The organism is Flavobacterium cryophilum (assembly GCF_048286555.1).
GTDB lineage: Bacteria > Bacteroidota > Bacteroidia > Flavobacteriales > Flavobacteriaceae > Flavobacterium.
In genome coordinates, this window is sequence record NZ_JBLVPZ010000004.1 from 125,062 (window position 1) to 145,607 (window position 20,546).

General features: G+C 36.0%; 13 protein-coding genes. 8 read left to right on the forward strand and 5 right to left on the reverse strand.

Annotation, left to right across the window (positions count from 1 at the left end; translation table 11 throughout):
• The first annotated feature begins 1 nt into the window (after nt 1).
• Entirely contained in the window at nt 2–1,354 is a 1,353-nt protein-coding gene (locus tag ACNQGJ_RS08505) for a dihydroorotase (protein ID WP_417973732.1), read from the forward strand.
• A 36-nt stretch (nt 1,355–1,390) separates the two neighbouring features.
• Entirely contained in the window at nt 1,391–2,356 is a 966-nt protein-coding gene (locus tag ACNQGJ_RS08510) for a sodium-dependent bicarbonate transport family permease (RefSeq protein ID WP_417973734.1), read from the forward strand.
• Between the two features lie 468 nt (nt 2,357–2,824).
• Here the strand turns inward: ACNQGJ_RS08510 and ACNQGJ_RS08515 are convergent, their stop codons facing one another.
• Both ACNQGJ_RS08515 and htpG read right to left on the reverse strand, forming a co-directional pair.
• Complete coding sequence (locus ACNQGJ_RS08515) at nt 2,825–3,349, reverse strand: GNAT family N-acetyltransferase (RefSeq protein ID WP_417973736.1); 525 nt, start codon at nt 3,347–3,349, stop codon at nt 2,825–2,827.
• Nucleotides 3,350–3,785: 436 nt separating this feature from the next.
• Entirely contained in the window at nt 3,786–5,687 is a 1,902-nt protein-coding gene (gene htpG / locus ACNQGJ_RS08520) for a molecular chaperone HtpG (RefSeq protein WP_417973738.1), read from the reverse strand.
• A 179-nt stretch (nt 5,688–5,866) separates the two neighbouring features.
• Here htpG and ACNQGJ_RS08525 point away from each other — a divergent pair, with 179 nt between their 5' ends.
• The 3 genes from ACNQGJ_RS08525 to ACNQGJ_RS08535 all read left to right on the forward strand — a co-directional run bounded on the left by ACNQGJ_RS08525 (nt 5,867) and on the right by ACNQGJ_RS08535 (nt 8,104).
• Complete coding sequence (locus ACNQGJ_RS08525) at nt 5,867–6,343, forward strand: lipocalin family protein (RefSeq protein WP_417973740.1); 477 nt, start codon at nt 5,867–5,869, stop codon at nt 6,341–6,343.
• Nucleotides 6,344–6,356: 13 nt separating this feature from the next.
• Complete coding sequence (locus ACNQGJ_RS08530) at nt 6,357–7,052, forward strand: YiaD family glycine zipper/OmpA-like lipoprotein (protein WP_417973742.1); 696 nt, start codon at nt 6,357–6,359, stop codon at nt 7,050–7,052.
• 104 nt (nt 7,053–7,156) lie between these two features.
• Nucleotides 7,157–8,104: an ABC transporter ATP-binding protein gene (locus ACNQGJ_RS08535; protein WP_417973883.1), complete on the forward strand. Its 948-nt coding sequence runs from the start codon at nt 7,157–7,159 to the stop codon at nt 8,102–8,104.
• Nucleotides 8,105–8,321: 217 nt separating this feature from the next.
• Here ACNQGJ_RS08535 and ACNQGJ_RS08540 read toward each other — a convergent pair whose 3' ends face one another.
• The gene (locus ACNQGJ_RS08540; protein ID WP_417973744.1) at nt 8,322–10,733 is read right to left on the reverse strand and encodes an alpha/beta hydrolase family protein; all 2,412 of its coding nucleotides are present in this window, start codon (nt 10,731–10,733) and stop codon (nt 8,322–8,324) included.
• Between the two features lie 287 nt (nt 10,734–11,020).
• Here ACNQGJ_RS08540 and ACNQGJ_RS08545 point away from each other — a divergent pair, with 287 nt between their 5' ends.
• Both ACNQGJ_RS08545 and ACNQGJ_RS08550 read left to right on the forward strand, forming a co-directional pair.
• Nucleotides 11,021–12,028 carry a 3-oxoacyl-ACP synthase III family protein gene (locus ACNQGJ_RS08545; RefSeq protein WP_417973746.1) on the forward strand — a complete coding sequence of 336 codons (1,008 nt, stop codon included), beginning with the start codon at nt 11,021–11,023 and terminating at the stop codon, nt 12,026–12,028.
• A gap of 147 nt (nt 12,029–12,175) precedes the next feature.
• A complete protein-coding gene (locus ACNQGJ_RS08550; RefSeq protein ID WP_417973748.1) occupies nt 12,176–13,171 on the forward strand; it encodes an isoaspartyl peptidase/L-asparaginase family protein in 996 nt (331 codons plus the stop codon).
• Between the two features lie 207 nt (nt 13,172–13,378).
• Here ACNQGJ_RS08550 and ACNQGJ_RS08555 read toward each other — a convergent pair whose 3' ends face one another.
• Both ACNQGJ_RS08555 and ACNQGJ_RS08560 read right to left on the reverse strand, forming a co-directional pair.
• The gene (locus ACNQGJ_RS08555; RefSeq protein ID WP_417973750.1) at nt 13,379–14,209 is read right to left on the reverse strand and encodes an outer membrane beta-barrel family protein; all 831 of its coding nucleotides are present in this window, start codon (nt 14,207–14,209) and stop codon (nt 13,379–13,381) included.
• 29 nt (nt 14,210–14,238) lie between these two features.
• On the reverse strand, nt 14,239–18,525 hold the full coding sequence (locus tag ACNQGJ_RS08560) for a T9SS type B sorting domain-containing protein (RefSeq protein ID WP_417973752.1): 4,287 nt from the start codon (nt 18,523–18,525) through the stop codon (nt 14,239–14,241).
• 203 nt (nt 18,526–18,728) lie between these two features.
• Here ACNQGJ_RS08560 and argS point away from each other — a divergent pair, with 203 nt between their 5' ends.
• Nucleotides 18,729–20,507, forward strand: a complete 1,779-nt coding sequence (gene argS, locus ACNQGJ_RS08565; protein ID WP_417973754.1) for an arginine--tRNA ligase — start codon at nt 18,729–18,731, stop codon at nt 20,505–20,507.
• Nucleotides 20,508–20,546: the final 39 nt, after the last annotated feature.

Here is a 20,546-nt window from a genome sequence, read left to right on the forward strand (position 1 = left end):
TATGGATACCATCATAAGAAATGCGGAAGTGGTCAATGAGGGGGAAATACGTGTTTTAGACGTGTTGATATCAGCAGAAAGAATTGAAAAAATAGCTCCATCGATTGTCGTAAACCCAGCTAAAAAAGTAATTGAAATTGACGCAACTGGACTTTATCTGTTGCCCGGCGTGATTGATGATCAAGTTCATTTCAGAGATCCTGGACTTACTCATAAAGGCACTATTTTTTCAGAGTCAGTCGCCGCTGTGGCGGGAGGAATCACCTCCTTTATGGATATGCCCAACACGATTCCCAATACGCTGACTCAAGAGTTATTAGAAGAAAAATACACGATGGCGGCTGAGAAATCAATTGCTAATTATTCGTTTTTTATGGGAATTTCTAAGCATAACTTAGAAGAAGCTTTAAAAACTGATACTGAGAATGTATGTGGGATCACGGATGATGGACTCTATTTTAACAATGACGAGGGTATTTTGGCAAATTATCCAGATTTTTTAGAGCAGCTTTTTTCAAGAACGAATACGCTTATCGCCTTGCACAGTGAAGATGACGCTATTATAAAAGCAAATACGCAGAAGTTCAAGCTTCAATATGGGGCCGACATTCCTTTTTTTTGCCATTCCTTGATCCGCGATGAACTCGCTTGTGTAAAAGCGACCAAAAGAGTGCTGTCTATTGCTGAAAAACACGATAATCGTTTGCATCTGTTTCATATTTCAACTTTGGCGGAAGCTAAATTATTTGATAATAAGACGCCAATACGCGAAAAGCGAATCACCGCCGAGGCTTGTATCCATCATCTTTGGTTTTCGGATGTCGATTACCATAAATTGGGTTCCAAGATTAAATGGAATCCCTCCATTAAAACACATCAGGATCGGAAAGGTTTAATGCAAGCATTGCTAAACAATAGAATAGATATTATTGCTACGGATCACGCTCCCCATACTATTGCGGAAAAATCAGGAAATTATTTTCAGGCACATTCGGGCGGACCTTTAGTGCAGCACGCGCTTTTGGCAATGTTAGAATTATTTCATCGCGGTGAAATTCCTTTGGAGAAAATTGTAGAAAAAATGAGCCATAACGTAGCCGAAATCTATAGAATTAAAGAACGAGGCTTTACACGAGAGGGCTATTTTGCCGATTTAGTTTTAGTCGATTTAAATAAAAAACAGGAAGTAACCACAAGCTCTCTTTTATATAAATGCAAGTGGTCTCCTTTTGTAGGACAGGTTTTTAAAAGCAGCATCAATTCAACTTTTGTAAATGGAAATGTAGTATATGAAAAAGGAATTGTCCAAACGGATGTAAAGGGGAAAAGATTAAAATTTGAAAAGATTAGATAATCAAAATGTATAAAATAATTTTAAAATAATTAAAATATGAATCTTAGTTTATTATTGGATAATTTAACTAATCCGGCCTTATTGTTTTTTGTGTTGGGAATTATAGCCGTCTATGTAAAAAGTGATTTAGAAATTCCGGAGAACACCTCTAAATTTATATCGCTATACCTTCTGTTTTCGATCGGTTTTAAAGGTGGACAGGAACTGGCTCACAGTCATTTTACTGTTGACATACTTTGGTCTATTGTTTTTGGGGTATTGATTGCGGTGTTAATTCCATTCTACACATTTTTTATTTTAAAGAAAAAGTACAGCATTGAGAATTCGGGCGCGATTGCTGCGGCATATGGATCCGTAAGTGCGGTGACCTTTGTAACAGCCATCTCTTTTTTAGAAATTCAAAACTACAATTTTAGCGGTCACATGGTTGCTGTAATGGCTTTAATGGAGGCTCCGGCCATTATTATTGGGGTAATCTTAATTCGCCTTTTTAGTAAAGAACATGTTCAAAAAACTAAAATGAGTACAATTGTTAAACACTCTTTTACTAACGGAAGCGTACTCTTGATTCTTGGAAGTTTGGTTATTGGTTTTTTGGCCAGTGAGCAACAGGCATTAGGAATTAAGCCGTTTACCACTGATATTTTCAAAGGGTTTTTGGCTTTATTTTTATTGGATATGGGAATTGTTAGTGGACGAAAATTAAATGATTTTTTCAAAAGTGGATGGTTTAGCGTCTTTTTTGCTATTGTTTTCCCCTTGATCAATGGATGTATTGTTGCTTTCTTAAGTCAATTCGTTACCGATGATGTTGGGAATCGTTTTATTTTTGCTGTACTAGCGGCGAGCGCTTCTTATATTGCCGTTCCGGCCGCGATGAAAATAGCAGTTCCAAAGGCGAATCCCGGAATATTTTTACCCATGGCTTTGGCAGTAACGTTTCCTTTTAACATTACTTTTGGGATGCCTATTTATTTTTCAATTGTATTGTCTCACATTTGATATGTTGCTTCGTCCAATGTGCTATACTTATTAATTGTTTCAGAAACTATAGTTAATAACAAGAATTAGTATAAATGTTAAGTTTTTGAAGCAAAAAAACCTGCAAGGGTACACTTGCAGGTTTAATTTATAGTTATTTACTCTTGAGTAGGTTCACGAGTGGGACACTTGCGCTAGCTGGGGTCTTCGGTTGTTGTGGCTTTTTACTTTGTGGACATTTTTGTGTTATTTGCATTGTTTGCTCACTATTGTGGGCACAGTTTGCAAAACTGCGCTAACAATTTTGGTATATCGGTGCGATCAAGTTTTAACTTTGTGGACATTTTTTGTGTTATTTGAATTGTTTGCTCACTATTGTGGGCACAGTTTGGAAAACTGCGCTAACAACTTTGGTATATCTGCGCGATTGAGCTTTTGTCCAGCTTGCTTGAAGCCGCTGTCGTGCGATCGCTTTTTTGTCTTCTAATTTCAATTTTTAAGTAATTTTTTCCATTTTGATTTGTTCAAAACCATATTAAGGGAAATCCATTTCATTCCTTTTACTTCAATTTCGCTAACCTTATTTGGATTTATTTCAAAACCTGTTTTTTCGTAACATATAATTGCAGATTTGTTCCAATCATAAACATTAAGTTCTATTTTTTCCGCATTTAGTTCCTTGTAACTATATTTCACTAATTCATTGATAATTTTTTTCCCAATTCCATTTCCTCTTTGGTTTTTATTACCAATTAAAATTCTACAAAGTTTAACTTCATTATTTTCAGTTTTATAAATTTCGGAATGTCCGATTATTTCGTTAGTTTCTACTTTTATGACTTTAAATGCAATTACATTTTCAGAAGATAAATAGTCGTTCAATTGTTCCTTGGTTAGTGGGAATTCAAAAATTGGTCCAGAAAACTGAGCTAAAATCTCTTCATTTTCAATCCAATTTATTAATCTTTCAAAATCTATCTCGGTAAACTTTTCAAGTTTTATTATTAATTTCAAATCAATTTTTAATTTAATTTCCTTTCGGTTTTCTGTTGCTCGAAAGTGTCGCATAACTTACTTATATTTATAATAGAATCACGCAAAGTCAGCCAATTTTGGGTATAGTAGGTATAATTAACTACAGACTTTACTTTATTCCAAATATATAAATAATCCTTTACAAATTATCAATTGGTTATTCCTTTTGCTAAACGAAGTTATAACCCTAAAATGCCTGTAAATAGCCCCGATAGAAGTGAAAATCCTTTGCTTTGGCGAGAGCCAAAAGCAAAGATTGCAGCGCATAGCGGGACGAAAGTGATTCAGGAAAACAATCGTTTTGCTCCAAAAAAAAAGCTGCCCAAGGTTGGACAGCTTTAGTATTTTGGATATTCCGAAGCAAATTCGGAATAAGCGATTCACACAATTTTAGTTCATAAAATTGGGTCTCTGCTTATTTAATCAACTCAAAACTTCTTTTTACGAAAGCAGTCAATGCTTCTCCTTTTAATAGGTTTTGTGATAATTTAGCTAAGTCAAGCGCTTGTTTTATCAAACTTTCCTGAGCGTCTTTGTCTTTGTTATTTAGAATGCTTGTTGCCAACTCAGAATTAGTATTTACTACCAAATTGTACATTTCCGGCATATTTCCCATTCCGAACATTCCACCGCCACCAGACTGACTCATTTCTTTCATTCTACGCATGAATTCCGGTTGCGTAATAATAAATGGTGAAGCATTACTATCTAAAGCTTCCAGTTGTACGGAATACGTTTGTTTAGGAACAATGGCTTCTAAAACGGTTTTCAAGTTGGTTTGTTCTTCCTCTGATAATTTAGAAATTGTAGTTTCCTCTTTCTTGATCAAATTATCAATATGATCTGAATCTACACGTACAAAAGTCATGTTGCTGTTATCGCCTTCAATTTTTTGAATTAAATGCGAGATAATTGGAGAATCAAGCACTAATACTTCATATCCTTTGTCTTTTGCAATTTCGATATAAGAGTGTTGCGCTTCTTTGTTTCCAGCATATAAAACTACTAATTTCCCGTCTTTATCCGTTTGATTCGCGGCAAGGTTTTCTTTTAATTCTTCCAGCGTATAATATTTTCCATCCACTGTTGGATACAAAACAAACGCTCCTGCTTTTTCGTAGAATTTATCTTCAGAAAGCATTCCGTATTCTAAAACGATTTTGATGTCGTTCCATTTTTGTTCAAAATCTTCACGGTTTTCAGTGAACAATGATTTTAATTTATCGGCGACTTTACGGGTGATGTAATTGGAGATTTTCTTCACCGCAGCATCTGCTTGTAATCCAGAACGAGAAACGTTTAACGGAATGTCTGGTGAATCAACAACACCTTTTAGCATCATTAAAAACTCAGGAACAATTCCTTCTACATTATCCGTTACGTAGACCTGATTTTGGTACAATTGGATTTTGTCTTTTTGAATTTGTAAATCCGAACCTAATTTTGGGAAATACAAAATACCAGTTAGATTGAACGGATAATCTACATTTAAATGAATGTGAAATAAAGGTTCTTCAAATTGCATTGGATACAATTCATGGTAGAAATTCTTGTAGTCCTCCGCTGACAATTCAGTTGGCTGTTTCGTCCAAGCCGGATTTGGATTGTTGATGATATTGTCTACTTCTACTTCGGTAAAAGTTTTATCGATATCTTCTGCAGCAACTTCTTCACCCTTTTTTTGCTCTATTTTCTCTGTTTTGGTTCCAAATTTAATTGGAATAGGCATGAACTTATTGTATTTATTCAGTAGCTGATTGATTTTAGAATCTTCTAAAAATTCTAAAGAATCTTCGGCGATATGCAAGATAATTTCTGTTCCACGAGTGGTTTTGTTAGAAGGCTCTAAGGTAAATTCCGGGCTACCATCACAGGTCCAGTGTGCTCCAGGTTCGTCTTTAAATGACTTAGTGATGATTTCCACTTTTTCGGCAACCATAAAAGCAGAATAGAAACCAAGACCAAAATGACCAATAATCCCAGAATCTTTAGCAGAATCTTTGTATTTATCCAAAAATTCTTCTGCTCCAGAAAACGCCACTTGGTTGATGTATTTCTCCACTTCATCCGCAGTCATACCTAAACCTTGATCGATGATATGTAGTTTCTTACCTTCCTTATCAATTTTCACCTCAATAATTGGGTTTCCGTATTCTACTTTAGCTTCACCAATGCTTGTTAAATGCTTTAATTTTAGTGTTGCATCCGTTCCGTTAGAAATTAATTCACGCATGAAGATTTCGTGATCACTGTATAAGAATTTCTTGATTAAGGGAAAGATGTTCTCTACCGAAACATTAATTTTGCCTGTTGTCATATTTTGAATTTTTACGTTTATTTTAATGGATATAATTCTTTCAAATAGAATACCAATTACCAGTAAAGTGACAAATTGTCGTAAGCGTTAATTATGATACAAAATAATTTAATTTTGAAACTATTTTCTTTAGTTGCATTGTATCTTTGTGTAAGTATTAATTCATTAAATTTAAGAAGATGAGAAAAATAATTTTATTATGTACATTAGCTGTTTTGATGTTTGCATGTAAATCAAAATCAGTAACAAGCACGAACACAGATAGAAAGGCTCAGGTTGCAATGAAAGGAAATTGGGCAATCAATGCTGTAACGTATCCAGGTTCGGAATATATCAAAGTGAATAGTTTTCAACTTGCGGATTCAGAATGTTTTGTAGGAAGTACATGGAAATTTGTCTCCAATAATAATAAAGGAAATATGGCTTTGACGAAAGCAAATTGTACGTCATTTAGTTCACCAATTACTTGGTTTGTGAATAAGGATGGTCAATTTGTTTTAAAAATTCTTAATGCAGGTGAAAAAGCACGAAAAGTTAGAGATGGATATATTTTACAAGTAGCCAATCAAACGGAGTCTTCGTTTCAATTAATTGATAAAATCGATGTTGGAGGAAAAATGACTAATGTAGTGTACCAATTTCAAAAAGTTAACTAATAAAAATTAAGATATGAAAAAGATTTCAATAGTTGCAATAGCAACAATAATGGTAATAGGTTCCATCTTTACAAGTTGTGAATCATTAAAAAATACTAATAAAACACAAAGAGGTGCAGGAATAGGTGCTGTTGCAGGAGCTGTATTAGGAGGTGTTCTTGGGAACAATCTGGGTAAAGGTGGCAACGGTGCACTTGGTGCTGTATTGGGTGGAGTTGTAGGTGGAGTTGCCGGTGGCGTTATTGGTAACAAAATGGACAAACAAGCTAGAGAAATTGATGCTGCACTTCCAGGCGCTGAAGTGGTTCGTGTAGGAGAAGGTATTAAGTTAGTACTGAATGAAAATGCAGTGCGTTTTGATACCAATAAATCTTCTTTAACATCTATGGCAAAAGCAAATTTAGATAAATTAGTACCAGTTTTTGCAGAATATCCAGATACAAATATTACGATTTACGGATATACTGACAGTACTGGTCCAGCTGATTATAATTTAAAACTTTCAGGAGACAGAGCGGCATCAGTTAGAAATTATTTAAATAGAAAAGGAGTTTCTTCAAGCAGATTTCAAGTTACTGGTTTAGGAATTGCTGATCCAATTGCTTCAAATGAAACTGTTGAGGGCAGAAGTCAAAACCGTCGTGTTGAATTTGCTATTACAGCAAACGACAAAATGATAAAAGATGCCGAAGCGGAAGTGAAAAACTAAGCAAAAAATACTAAGTAACAAAAGGCTGTTTCATTAAGAAGCAGCCTTTTTTTGTGTCTTAATGTGAATTAAACATTGTAAATTTGCATACTTAAATAAAGATGATGCTAGAGATAAAAGACATATCGTTTACTTACATTGACAAGCCAGTAATTGAAAATGTTAGTTTCACTATTGCCAAAGGTCAGAACACCGCTATTATTGGCGAAAGCGGCTGCGGTAAAAGTACATTGCTAAAACTCATATATGGATTATATGATTTGGATAGCGGAGCAATAATCTATAATAAAAAACCTATTTTGGGTCCAAAATACAATTTGGTCCCGGGAGAAGATTACATAAAATATTTAGCACAGGATTTCGATTTGATGCCTTTTATAACTGTCGAAGAAAATGTGGGCAAGTTCTTGTCGAATATGTATCCTGACGAAAAGAATGCCCGCGTTCAAGAGTTGTTAGAAATGGTTGAAATGACTGCTTTCGCAAAAGTAAAAGCGAAATTCCTAAGTGGCGGACAGCAACAGCGTGTGGCTTTAGCCAGAGTTTTGGCTTTGGAACCCAAAATAATTTTACTGGACGAACCTTTCAGTCAAATAGATTCCTTCAGAAAGAATTCGTTGCGACGCAATTTATTTTGGTATTTAAAAGATAAAGGTGTGACTTGTATTATTGCCACGCATGACAGTACAGATGCTTTGTCGTTTTCGGATGAAACAATAGTGGTTCAAAACGGAAAAGTAGTGGTACAAGGCAACTCAAAAGCGTTGTATGAAAACCCCGCTAACAAATACATTGCTTCACTTTTTGGAGAAGTAAATGAGTTGAAATTGTCTCAGTTAATAGCGCTTGAAGATGACGACGATGCCTCGCTTTTATTGTATCCACATCAATTGAAAGTGGTGGACAACGCCATTATGAAAGCAGTTGTAAAAAAATGTTATTTTAAAGGAAGTCATTATTTGGTAAAAGCAGCTTTTGAAAGAAGAGCGATTTTCTTTGAACACGATTCGGAATTAGAACTTAATCAAGAGGTATATTTGATGTTATCATAAAAGCAAGAAGAGGTATTCAGTAACCAGTACTCAGTATTCAGTGATTGTCAATTCTGATAACTATTTGAATTAGAAGCCTTTTTCAACTTTTATAACTGTATTGTTATAAAAAAGTAAACCCCAAAATCAATAAAATTTTGGGGTTTTGTTTTATGTTCATTTTTCAGGTTCTACTTTCTGATCATTGAATACTGATCACTGTCTTCTGGAATCTGGATTAATTCTTCAAATACTTTTCTAAGAATTGGTCTTGTTCCCAAAGCAAATGCAAAATATTCTCTTTGGCTACATAACCGTGTGCTTCTTTTGGTAGAATCACCATTCTTGCCGGGGCGCCTAAACCTTTCAAAGCTTGAAAATAACGTTCCGTTTGCAAAGTGAACGTTCCCGGATTGTTATCGGCTTCACCGTGTACTAAAAGCATGGGCGTTTTCATTTTATCAGCATTCATAAATGGTGACATCGTGTTATACACTTCAGGAGTTTCCCAGTAGTTGCGTTGTTCCGTTTGAAAACCAAAAGGAGTTAACGTTCTGTTGTAGGCACCACTTCGAGCAATTCCACAAGCAAAAAGATTAGAATGAGTCAATAAATTAGCAGTCATAAACGCGCCATAGGAATGACCGCCAACGGCAACTTTTTTTCTGTTGATATACCCCAAAGCATCTACAGCATTTATCGCCGCCTCAGCATTGTCAACTAATTGCGTCATGAAATTATCATTTGGTTCCGTTGTTCCTTCGCCAATTATTGGGAAAGCAGCGTCATCGAGAACTACATAGCCTTTGGTGACCCAATATACAAAGGAACCATAACTAGGAAATGTAAATTCGTTCGGGTTTTGCGTGCTTTGTCCCGCTGAATTTTTGTCTTTGTATTCTGCTGGATAGGCCCAAATCAACAATGGCATTTTCTCTTTTTTTGCTTTGTCATAACCAACCGGTAAATACAACGTTCCAGATAATTCAACACCATCTTTACGTTTGTATTTAATCACTTCTTTACTCACATTTTTGATGCTTTCAAAAGGGTTTTTGAACGAGGTAATTGGTGTTAGTTTGTTTTTTTGTTTGATGTTTCTAAGGTAATAATTAGGGTATTCATTTTTAGACTGAATTTGGACTAAAACAGTTCCTTTTTTGAAGTCTTCAATTTCTAATACATCTTCTTTTTTATCGGTGTAAGTCGAAGTATACAGTCGTTTTGCTTGTAATGTCTTCAAATTATATTCACTTATAAATGGAAATTGACCATTTTTAGTAAATCCGTCTCCAATGAGGAATGCATTGTCATTTTCGATCGCCAAAACGTACCTGTTGTATTGGTTTTTTCTGGTTTCAAAATTTCCTGGATCGGAATACACATCTTGTGAGTTTCTGTCAAAAATTACTTTTGGAGCCTGACTAGGATTCGATGGATTGATTAAATAGGTTTTGGTACTGCGTGTGTCGTACCATTCATCTGAAACAATGGCGGTGTTGTCATTTCCCCAAATGATTCGGTCGTAGCGTTGCGGTGTTTTCATCAATGAAGTAGCTGCGGCATCAAATGGTGCGTTCCAAAGAAAAACTTCATCTCTGAATTCCACTTTATTTGCTGGATCTCCTGCGTCTAACGCTTCGGCATATGCTAATGTTGCCGGTTTGTCTGTTCTCCAGCTCATGTTTCTTTTTCCTTTTCGAACAGCCATAAAACCTTTGGGAATAATTTCAGTAAGCGGTACTTCATTGACCACTTTTACTTCGTTCCCGGCCTTGTCATAAATAACAGATTTTGATGGAAAACGACTCAGTGGAACGATATATGAAAATGGTTTTTGAATCGTAGTCAGCATCAGATAATTGCCGTCAGGGGAAAAACTTTCTCCGGCATACATGTCGGCTTTTTTGAATAAAGTAGCCGCTCCATTCAAATTCACTTTGTATAATTCAGAAGTCATGATGTTCTCAAAATTGATTTCATCATTCTTGTTTTTTAACATGTCCGGATAGGTTCTGTTTTGGGATTTTTTTCCATCTGCATTCGAAATAATCGGACCAGCGGGCAAATCTTTTTTAGCATCCAAAAGTGCTGCCCTATTTTTTGGCAACATTTTAACCAAAATAGTTTCGTTGTCATTCATCCAGCTGAACGGACTTCCTATGTTAGCATTAACTGTCGCATCAGTTAATTTTGTGGCTTTTGCCGAAGCAACATCGATGAACCAAAGTTCAACTCCGGAAGCTGTTGTGTGTGAAAACAAGATTTTTGTGTCATTGGGTGACCAAGAGATATTGCTGATACGAGGATTTGTTGGCAATCCTAAAACGGGTACTTCATTTTTGTCTTTTATTTTACGTAATTTCAGGTTGTTCACATACGTGACTGTACTGGAAATATTCGTAATTGGGTTAATCCGCAGTCCGCCTAAGCGCAGTTCGTCCTGGTTTAAATCGTCCAGTGATTTATACGTATTTCTGTAGGTAAGCAACATGTATTCTTTTTTAGTATCCATCGATACTGAAGGTGCTCTTTCATAATCCGCTAAATCCAATATGGACTGAGATGGTTTTTGATAGGTTAAGTTTTCTTGTGCAAAAGTGGTTAAGCTCAGTCCAAGAAATAAAAAAAATGGAATTTTTAACTTCATGATTTGAATGATTTTAAATTAGTGTTGGAAGTGTCAATAATTGGTCTAAAATAAATCAATCTTGTTACATTTGGGAAGAAAAAACTTTTTTAACGTTTGAGTTCGTTTCAGTAGCTTTATTATGATTTCATTTTTCCACTGCGATCTATGTTTTTAGTACTAATGAAAAATGCACAATGCGGTAAAAACTATAAAACTTGTAAATTCCTAAAAAAGTAGTAATTTGTGAGCACAAATGTTTAAGTATGTTTAAATTTGTAACTTTATTTTAATACAATAACAAAAGTATGTTTCATTCAAAAATAGCAGGATTAGGTTATTATGTTCCCGAAAATGTGGTGACAAATGATGATTTATCGAAAATCGTTGATACCAGTGACGAATGGATTCAGGAAAGAACAGGAATTCAGGAGCGAAGACACATTATAAAAGGAGAAGATACAACCACTTCAATGGGAGTAAAAGCTGCGCAAATTGCTATTGAGCGTTCGGGTGTTGCTAAATCAGCTATTGATTTTGTAGTTTTTGCAACACTAAGTCCGGATTATTATTTTCCTGGCCCAGGTGTTTTAGTACAACGTGATTTGGGTTTGAGAACCGTAGGCGCTTTAGATGTCAGAAATCAATGTTCCGGATTTATTTATGCCTTATCCGTTGCGGACCAATATATCAAGACTGGCATGTATAAAAACATATTGGTTATAGGATCTGAAGTACATTCTACGGGATTAGATATGACGACACGCGGTCGTGGGGTTTCGGTAATTTTTGGAGATGGGGCAGGAGCGGCTGTTGTGAGCAGAGAAGAAGATTTGACCAAAGGAATTTTATCCACACACTTACACTCTGAAGGACAACATGCCGAAGAATTAATTGTAAAAGCTCCAGGTATGGGAGGTCGATGGATCACGGATATTTTAGCGGATAATGATCCTGATGACGAAAGTTATTTCCCGTACATGAATGGGCAATTTGTATTTAAAAATGCCGTAGTTCGTTTCAGTGAGGTAATTAATGAAGGCTTGCAAGCGAATAATTTGCAGGTTTCAGATATTGATATGTTGATTCCGCATCAGGCCAATTTAAGAATTTCTCAGTTTATTCAAAAGAAATTTAACTTGACAGACGATCAGGTATATAATAATATTCAGAAATACGGAAATACTACAGCTGCTTCTATTCCTATTGCGCTAACAGAAGCATGGGAAAAAGGGAAAATAAAATCAGGGGATATTGTTGTTTTGGCAGCATTTGGCAGCGGTTTTACTTGGGGAAGTGCTATTATTAAGTGGTAAATAGCGGTACATGAATGGTATTATAATAGCAGTTTTTACGCTATTAATAGTTTAAGCCTGCGCATTGTGCAGGCTTTTGTAATTAAAGACGATGATTTAGATTTGACGTGGCAAATAAACATAAAGGATTACTACAAAATGGAAAATATGAGAAACCGTAGAAATTTTATAAAAACAGCGGCGATTGCTTCTGCAGCTGTGGCGCTGCATTCCTTCAAAGGGAAACCAGAACAAGAAAATGATTTCTCAATTAAAAAAGGAATTAAACCCATTGTAATTTCTACATGGAATTTCGGAATACAAGCCAATGCTGTCGCTTGGGAAATTTTAAAAAATAATGGAAGAGCTTTAGACGCTGTTGAAGCAGGAGTGAAAGTTCCCGAAGGTGATCCAAAAGAACGAAGCGTTGGCTATGGTGGAAGACCGGATCGAGACGGTCGGGTTACACTCGATGCTTGTATTATGGATGAAAATGCAAATATTGGATCAGTAGGATGTCTAGAATTTATAAAACATCCTATAGCTGTGGCTCGTGCAGTGATGGAAAAAACGCCGCACGTAATGTTAGTAGGTGATGGAGCATTACAGTTTGCACTTTCACAAGGTTTTGTAAAAGAAAATTTATTGGTCGAAGAATCCGAAAAAGAATGGGCAGCATGGCTTAAAACCAGCCAATATAAGCCTGTTGCTAATATCGAAAATCACGATACAATTGGGATGATTGCTTTGGATGCTCACGGCAATCTTTCCGGGGCGTGTACCACAAGTGGAATGGCTTTCAAAATGCATGGGCGTTTAGGGGACTCCCCAATCATAGGAGCCGGTTTGTATGTCGATAATGAAATTGGCGCTGCCACAGCCACTGGTCATGGAGAAGAAGTGATTCGGATTTCAGGCAGTCATTTGGTTGTTGAATTGATGCGCCAAGGAAAATCACCGCAAAAAGCCTGTGAAGAAGCCGTTGCCCGAATTGTAAAATTAACAATAAACAGAAAAAAAGAACTGAAAGATATTCAGGTTGGTTTTATTGCCTTAAATAAAAAAGGAGAATATGGCTCGTATTGCATTCAAAGCGGCTTTAATTATGCCGTTAATGATGCAACTGGAAACCGATTAATCGATGCCGATTATTTTTTGAAATGAATTAAAAAAGAGAAACTGGTAACAGCGCGTTTTATATCTTGAATAGGCTATTACTGCGCAAAAAAAATGGTGCTGATCGAGTTAAATTGTTTGCCAATAGGAAAGAAGGCTGAATAACGTTACATCTTAAGAATTTAAAATTTAAATTGAAAAACCCAGAGTTGGCATACTCCGGGTTTTTCTGACTACAACTATTAAAACTAATTCTTATAAAAGACCACCGCCTCCTTGTGTCTCATTTTTATCCCTCTGCTTACGCACGGTTGCTTTGTTTTTTCCGCTTCCAAATCTATAATTGAAACCTAAATATACGGTTCTGCTTTCCCAGTTGAATTCGCCATTTGTTTTGTAAGGACGTTCTCCATCAAAAGCAAAATGCATGGTTTTGAAAATATCGCTAAATCGGGCACTGATAGTTCCGCTTCCTTTCAATACGTTATAACTGCTGCCAATATCCATTTTCCACTTTGGGCTTCGGTCAAACTGAAGGCTTAAATCTCTCCCTCGGTACATTCCAAATAATTGAAAACGCAAATCTTTTGTCACTTTAAATGTATTGTTGATGCGGGCATTAAAAGTGGTAACATCAATTTCTACAAATTCATAAATTCCTGGTGTGTCTTCAATAGTTCCTTTGGTTTTCTTATTGTACGCATCAAAACTTACATTTGCACTCCACCATTTTTTAAAATCTAAGCTTCCTGAAACTTCGATACCGTACGCATTATTATTGTCACAATTATCGTACGAGATGATTTGCCTGTTCGAATTATTTGGATTTGTAAAAATCACTCGTGTTATTTCGTCCTGAATTCGTCTGTAAAAAATTCCGGAAGTAATAGAACCAATTTTAGTTTTTCGAGTATAATTTAATTCAAATGAATTGGTAAATTGAGGAACCAAAAACGGATTTCCTTCAGAATCAATCGTTGGTGTACTCCACTCTCTAATAGGATTTACTTGTGAAATACTTGGTCTGTCCACTCTTCGAGAATAATTCAAGCTGAAAGAGTTGTTTTCACTTGGATTACACATCATAAAAGCCCTTTTAGAGATTACAGTGATATTTATCGTTTTAGAGAAAAATGGGATTTATATTCTTTGGTGATAGTGTCTTCAGTATACGAGATTGAAAACCAATAATCATCCGCAGGTAGCATATAACCATTGAAGGTTCCATCCCAACCAGAGCCATTTGGGAATAATTCTTTTAACAGTTTTCCATAGCGATCAAAAATATATAATTTTAAATTTTCGCTATGTGGTATTCCAGTAATATTCCAAGTGTCATTAAAACCATCTCCGTTTGGAGTGAAGAATTTGGGGCTATTTATAAGCTTAACTGTTATTGGATTGGTGAAGTTTCCACAATTGGCATCGCTAACCATTATTTCGTGAAGCCCAGAGCTTACATTGTTAAATAGGTTACTACTTTGAGGGGAACCTCCATCTAATGCATACAGGAAATTACTTCCATCTCCTACAAATGGGACGGCATTTACAGTTATGGTTTGGTTATCCGTAAACCATCCGCTGGTCGTAAATGTTACGGAAGCGGGTATCGAAGATTTAATAACCGTAAAAGGGACGATGTCAGAGGTACAGCCAAAAATCGATAAGTTGGTAACCGTAAGTGTGTAGTTACCAGGTTCGTTTGTTGAAAAATTTTCTTCTATACTTACCAAAGTTCCGTCTACGTTTTTCCATTCAAAAGAGAATTGAGGTGTAGTAAATCCGCTTTTAATAAAAGCATCAGTAGTGATTCCGGTATCGATATCTATACAAATAGCTGGAACGGTAAGTACTAGTTTTGGTTTTTCGGTGATAGTAACTACCATTGGTTTTTCAGCAGGACAAATAACCGTTGCAGATGTTCCGGATTCAGCATACGCATAAATAGTGGTTGAAGCAGTGATGAAATCCCCCGGAAATTTTTCAGTGTTGTTGCTTCCCGGACCACCTGAATTTGTAAAATATCTTGTTACAGGAGCTGTATAAAAAGGAAGTTCATAAGATGCGCATCTGGTTACAGGCGCATTAGTTGCTATCATAGGGCTATTATAAATGGTTATGATGAAAGGGTCTTCATCAATACAAGTAACTCTGTTGTTATTCTCGACATAAACATATATCGTTCTCGTGGTAGTTATTGGGGAATAAGGAGGAAACAATCGTACTCCAGTTCCATTTGGACCATTTGGAGCGGTGTAATAACGTCCCATACCCTCTATGGCTGGTAACTTGAAACTATCGCAAGCATATTGATCTTCTATGTCATTTACAAAAGTAACTAAAACGTCTATGCTGTATTCTGAAATGCAGGTGTTAGGTGCTGTAGCTGCGACATAAACATAGATTATTTTTGAGGTTGTCAAAACGGTACCAGCCGGTAAAACAGGATTCGTTGGTGATGGACCACCGGCAAATTCGTAATATTCCCCATTTCTTAAATCATCTAAAATATAACTTTGACCACATCGAATAACTTCCACAGGTTTTGCATCAATTGCAGGGGATTTATTAATGGTAATTAGAAATTCTTCTTCAACATAACAAGGTCCACTTACAGCTTTATCATAGAAGTACATTTTTTGAGTTGTGGTAACCGGATATCCCACTAAACGAAGTTGTCCAGTTCCTAAAGGTCCGGTATAATAGTTGCCTGAATGTGCCACAGTAGGCAAATAATAGACGTCGCATTGTGGGGAGGTATCTGGTATAACTGGTATAGGAGCAATATTTACCGTAACAGTAAAGTCTAAATTATCGGTGCACGTTTGTCCTGGAACATAAAACCAAAGTGTTGTAGTTGTATTAATTAATGTTCCAGCAGGAACAATATTTCCTCTGCCTGCAGCAGCAGTTCGATATTCGCCAACGCTCAATTCAGGGAGCCTATATGCAGAACAAGAATTAACATCTGCTGGAGGTGTAATACTTCCCACGCTAATAAAAACCGTGAAGTTTTTTTCGTCAGCACAATTTTTTGGAGACGTGCCACTCTCTTTATATACATAAATTAAGGTTGTCGTATTTAGTACTGTTCCTGCAGACAAAAAAGATCCACTTTTATTAGTGCCAGTATAATAAATTCCATCATTTGGATTAACTGGCAGCGTGTAGGAAGTACATGCAAATTGATTTGGATAATTAGGCAATACATTAAATGGTATTATTGTTATATCAAATGGGTTTTCTTGCGTACAAGATGGTGTAACAGTGGTATCTTCAAACCATACATATATTCTGTTTACTCCTGCAATATTCACTGTGAATCCAGCTGATAATTGGATATTTCCAAGAGTATTAGGACCTCCGCTTTGAGTGAAATATTTTGCATACGGTAAAGCTGGAAGTGAATATTGTATACAATAAGTTTCAGAAGCTGGTGTGATTGTGTCTAAATCAGCAATGGTAACATTAAAAGAATCTTGGTTGGTACACACTCCAGATTGATTGAAAACATAGAGGTTCAATGTGGTAGTAGTTATAACATCTCTGGCAAAAAGTTGTGTTCCAGTTCCGTTATTTCCAGTCCAGTATTGTGCTCCAGCTTTTGTTAATGGTGGCAGTGTATAAGAGGTGCATACAAATACATCTGGTAATATATCTACTTCTGGTAAAGGCGTGACAATCAAATTAAAACTGGTAATAACATAGCAACTGGGATTTGAAATATTTTGTAATCGGACCCATAATGTTGTACTTGGCGATAATAATTGGTTACTCGAATTTAGCGTTATACTATTAGTATTGCTGTTTGCTCCCATTTCTGAGGGGTGAAAAGAGAGGATGTTGTATGAGGTGTTTTGAGAACCAGTAATGGACGCAATTTGTGACGTTAAGTTAAAATTAGCTTGCAGAGGATTTTCAGATAAATTTCTGGAGCACGATGTATTATTAGCAGGCATATTTGCAATTAATGGCGATGCAACAATCAGCAATTGAAAAGACCTAATTTCGTAACACAACGTGTTGGGATTTTGAATTCTGACAAAAATTTGCTTGCCACTTTCCGCGCTCAAAATAGTCTGAAGAATTGATATTGCGGCAGTATTTCTCCTAGCATCTGCATCATTAAAGTGATATGTAATAACAGTATTTGTGGGTAAATCATCTAAAACACCAGTTGTGTTAGTAGATTGGTTAATTCCAGCCAGAATGATTGAACTGTTTTTATTGAGATTAAAATCGTAAGACGAAGCTCCTGAATCACACACATAAATGTTAGGAACAATTGTAATCACTCCAATCTTGGGATAAATTTCTATTGTGATATCATCCGTGACTTCGATGCAACCAGGTTCTTTGTATGTGACGCTGTAAGTATGAATTCCAGAACTAACCAAAGGAGTAATTGTGTTGAGGTCTAATGTTTCCCCTGTTTGTGGCGGTAAAAACGCTACTCCTTGTTTTTTCCAAACGAAAGTAGTTCCGGAATCTAAACCTGCGGCTGAGAATATTGGTAACGTATTTCCCGGACAAATTGCAGCATTGTTTGCCGTTGAGTAATCCAATCCTAAAACATCTTGCCCGATATTAAAACTATTGGCTTCTAGAAAAATGGCAGAATCATAACCCGTACTATTTCCTCCGTCAGCAATAACTAATTTAATGCGATACACGTGTGTAATGTCTAATCCAGTTGCCGAAGCTAGCATTGAAACTGTCTGTCCGTTGAAATTTATGGCAGGACCAAATCCACCTCCATTGTAAGCACCAAAATAGTTTGGATTGGCGGAAGGACAACTAGGATTGTAAGCATTGTCTCGTATGGTTTCAACAGATACCGGGATGGCTGTGCTTGGTATTATTGCTAAATTTACATTAGTACCTCCTGCTGTTACATCTTTTAAAAGGAAAGCAAAAGCATCAGAGAAGCTACATTGGGAAGTCCCATATTCTTCAGAAGCAAAAAGAAAAGAAAAATCGAAATTTGGTGTTTTGGGTTGGAAGTCAAATTCAATATAACTGGCATTTATTGAATTAATAGTTATTCCGGACTGCGAAAGTAAATTAGCTTCTAAATCTGAATCGCCTAACCATGCTGGAATACCATCACTTAGAATAGTAGTATTGGGTGCCGGAATTTTAGTCACATCTCCCGTGCATAATACAACTCCGTTGGAAAATGGAAAGGCAGAATTAGTATTTTCAAAATAACCTATTCCGTTGGACGACCCGTAATTTGTTCCTGTTCTTGAAGTTACATTGGTGCCCTGAACACATGGCGAATTCACTAGTACTTGATTCACCAATTGATCAATCGTGTATTTCGTAGTGTTTACGGTAATTGACTGGGAGTGACCAGTATATAAAACCATCAACAGTATAAAAATAAGTGTCTTTTTCATGTCTTAGGTTGTTAATTTGCATAGTAAAAATAGTGAAAATTGAATTATTATTTTTAAAAAATGTTAAAATTTCGTTAACTCAATCGTTAATATAGCAGGAGAACGGTTTTTTTTGATTTGTTAGTCTTTTTAAAACGCAATTAAGTAACTTTTCTAACCAGATTAAAGAATTAGAATTATCTTTGCACTTTTAAATTTATACCATGACATTACCACAGATTCTTACTCCCTCTATTATAAAAGCTGTAAAAGTTTTATTTGACGTTACAATTGATAAAGTTGAATTTCAAACTACACGCAAGGAATTTGAAGGCGATATTACAATGGTTATTTTTCCATTGTTGAAAGTTGTTAAAAGTAATCCAGTAGAATTGGGAAATAAAATAGGGAACTATTTAGTTGAAAATGTAGCTGCGGTAAGTCGGTCTAATGTAGTTTCCGGATTTTTGAATATTGTTATTTCAGATGACTATTATTTGGATTTCTTTGGAGAAATAAAAGATGACCATACCTTTGGTTTCGTTACTCCAAATCCCGAAGATACAGCGGTATTGGTGGAGTATTCTTCACCAAACACCAATAAACCCTTGCATTTAGGTCACGTACGTAATAATCTTTTGGGATATTCGGTGGCAGAAATTATCAAAGCTTCTGGTAAAAAAGTGTACAAAACTCAAATCATTAATGATAGAGGAATCCATATTTGCAAATCAATGTTGGCGTGGCAAAAATTTGGAAACGGACAAACTCCAGAATCAACCGGTTTAAAAGGAGATAAATTAGTTGGGAATTATTACGTTGCATTTGACAAAGCATACAAAGAAGAAATAGCGCGATTAATGAGCGCCGGTAAAACGGAAGAAGAAGCCAAAAAACAAGCGCCAATCATTTTGGAAGCGCAGGAAATGTTACTAAAATGGGAAGCAGGTGATGAACAGGTAATCACGCTTTGGAAAACCATGAATCAATGGGTCTATGATGGTTTTGCCATAACCTATAAAAATTTAGGTGTCGATTTTGATTGTTTTTATTACGAAAGTAACACGTATTTATTAGGGAAAGACGTGGTTCAGATTGGTTTGGACAGAGGCGTTTTCGAAAAAGATCCTGACGGTTCCGTGTGGATAGATTTAACGGACGAAGGTTTAGACCGTAAAATTGTATTGCGTTCAGACGGTACTGCGGTTTATATGACACAAGATATTGGAACTGCAATTCAGCGTGTTAAGGATTATCCAGATGTAGGCGGAATGGTTTACACCGTAGGTAACGAACAAGATTATCACTTTAAAGTGTTGTTTTTAATTCTGAAAAAATTAGGGTTTGACTGGTCTAAAAACCTATTTCATTTGTCTTACGGAATGGTAGATTTGCCTTCTGGAAAGATGAAAAGCCGCGAAGGAACGGTTGTCGATGCCGATGATTTGATGCAGGAAATGACAGATACAGCACAAAAAATCGCAGAAGATTTAGGAAAATTGGATTCCTATTCTGCTGATGAAAAAGCAAAATTATACAACACGATTGGTTTAGGGGCATTGAAATATTATATTTTAAAAGTAGATCCAAAAAAACGAATCCTCTTTAATCCGGAAGAATCGGTTGATTTTGCTGGAAATACAGGTCCGTTTATTCAATACACGTATGCCCGAATTCAATCTATTATTCGTAAAGCTAATTTTGACTTTTCGAATAAATCAAAAGCGGCAGTACTTCATGAAAAAGAGAAAGAATTGGTGAAACAGTTAGCGTTGTTTCCTGAAGTGATACAAAATGCAGCACAGCATCACAGTCCAGCTTTGCTTGCAAATTTCACCTATGATTTAGTTCGCGAATACAACTCATTCTACCAGGCGGTTCCGATTCTTGGAGAAGAAGATTTAGAAAAGAAAATTTTCAGAGTTCAATTGTCTAAAAAGGTGGCAGATACTATTGCGGCTTCCTTTAGACTATTAGGTATTAGTGTGCCGGAAAGAATGTAATAATGGCATATTTTTTGCGTTAATATTAACTTAATAATT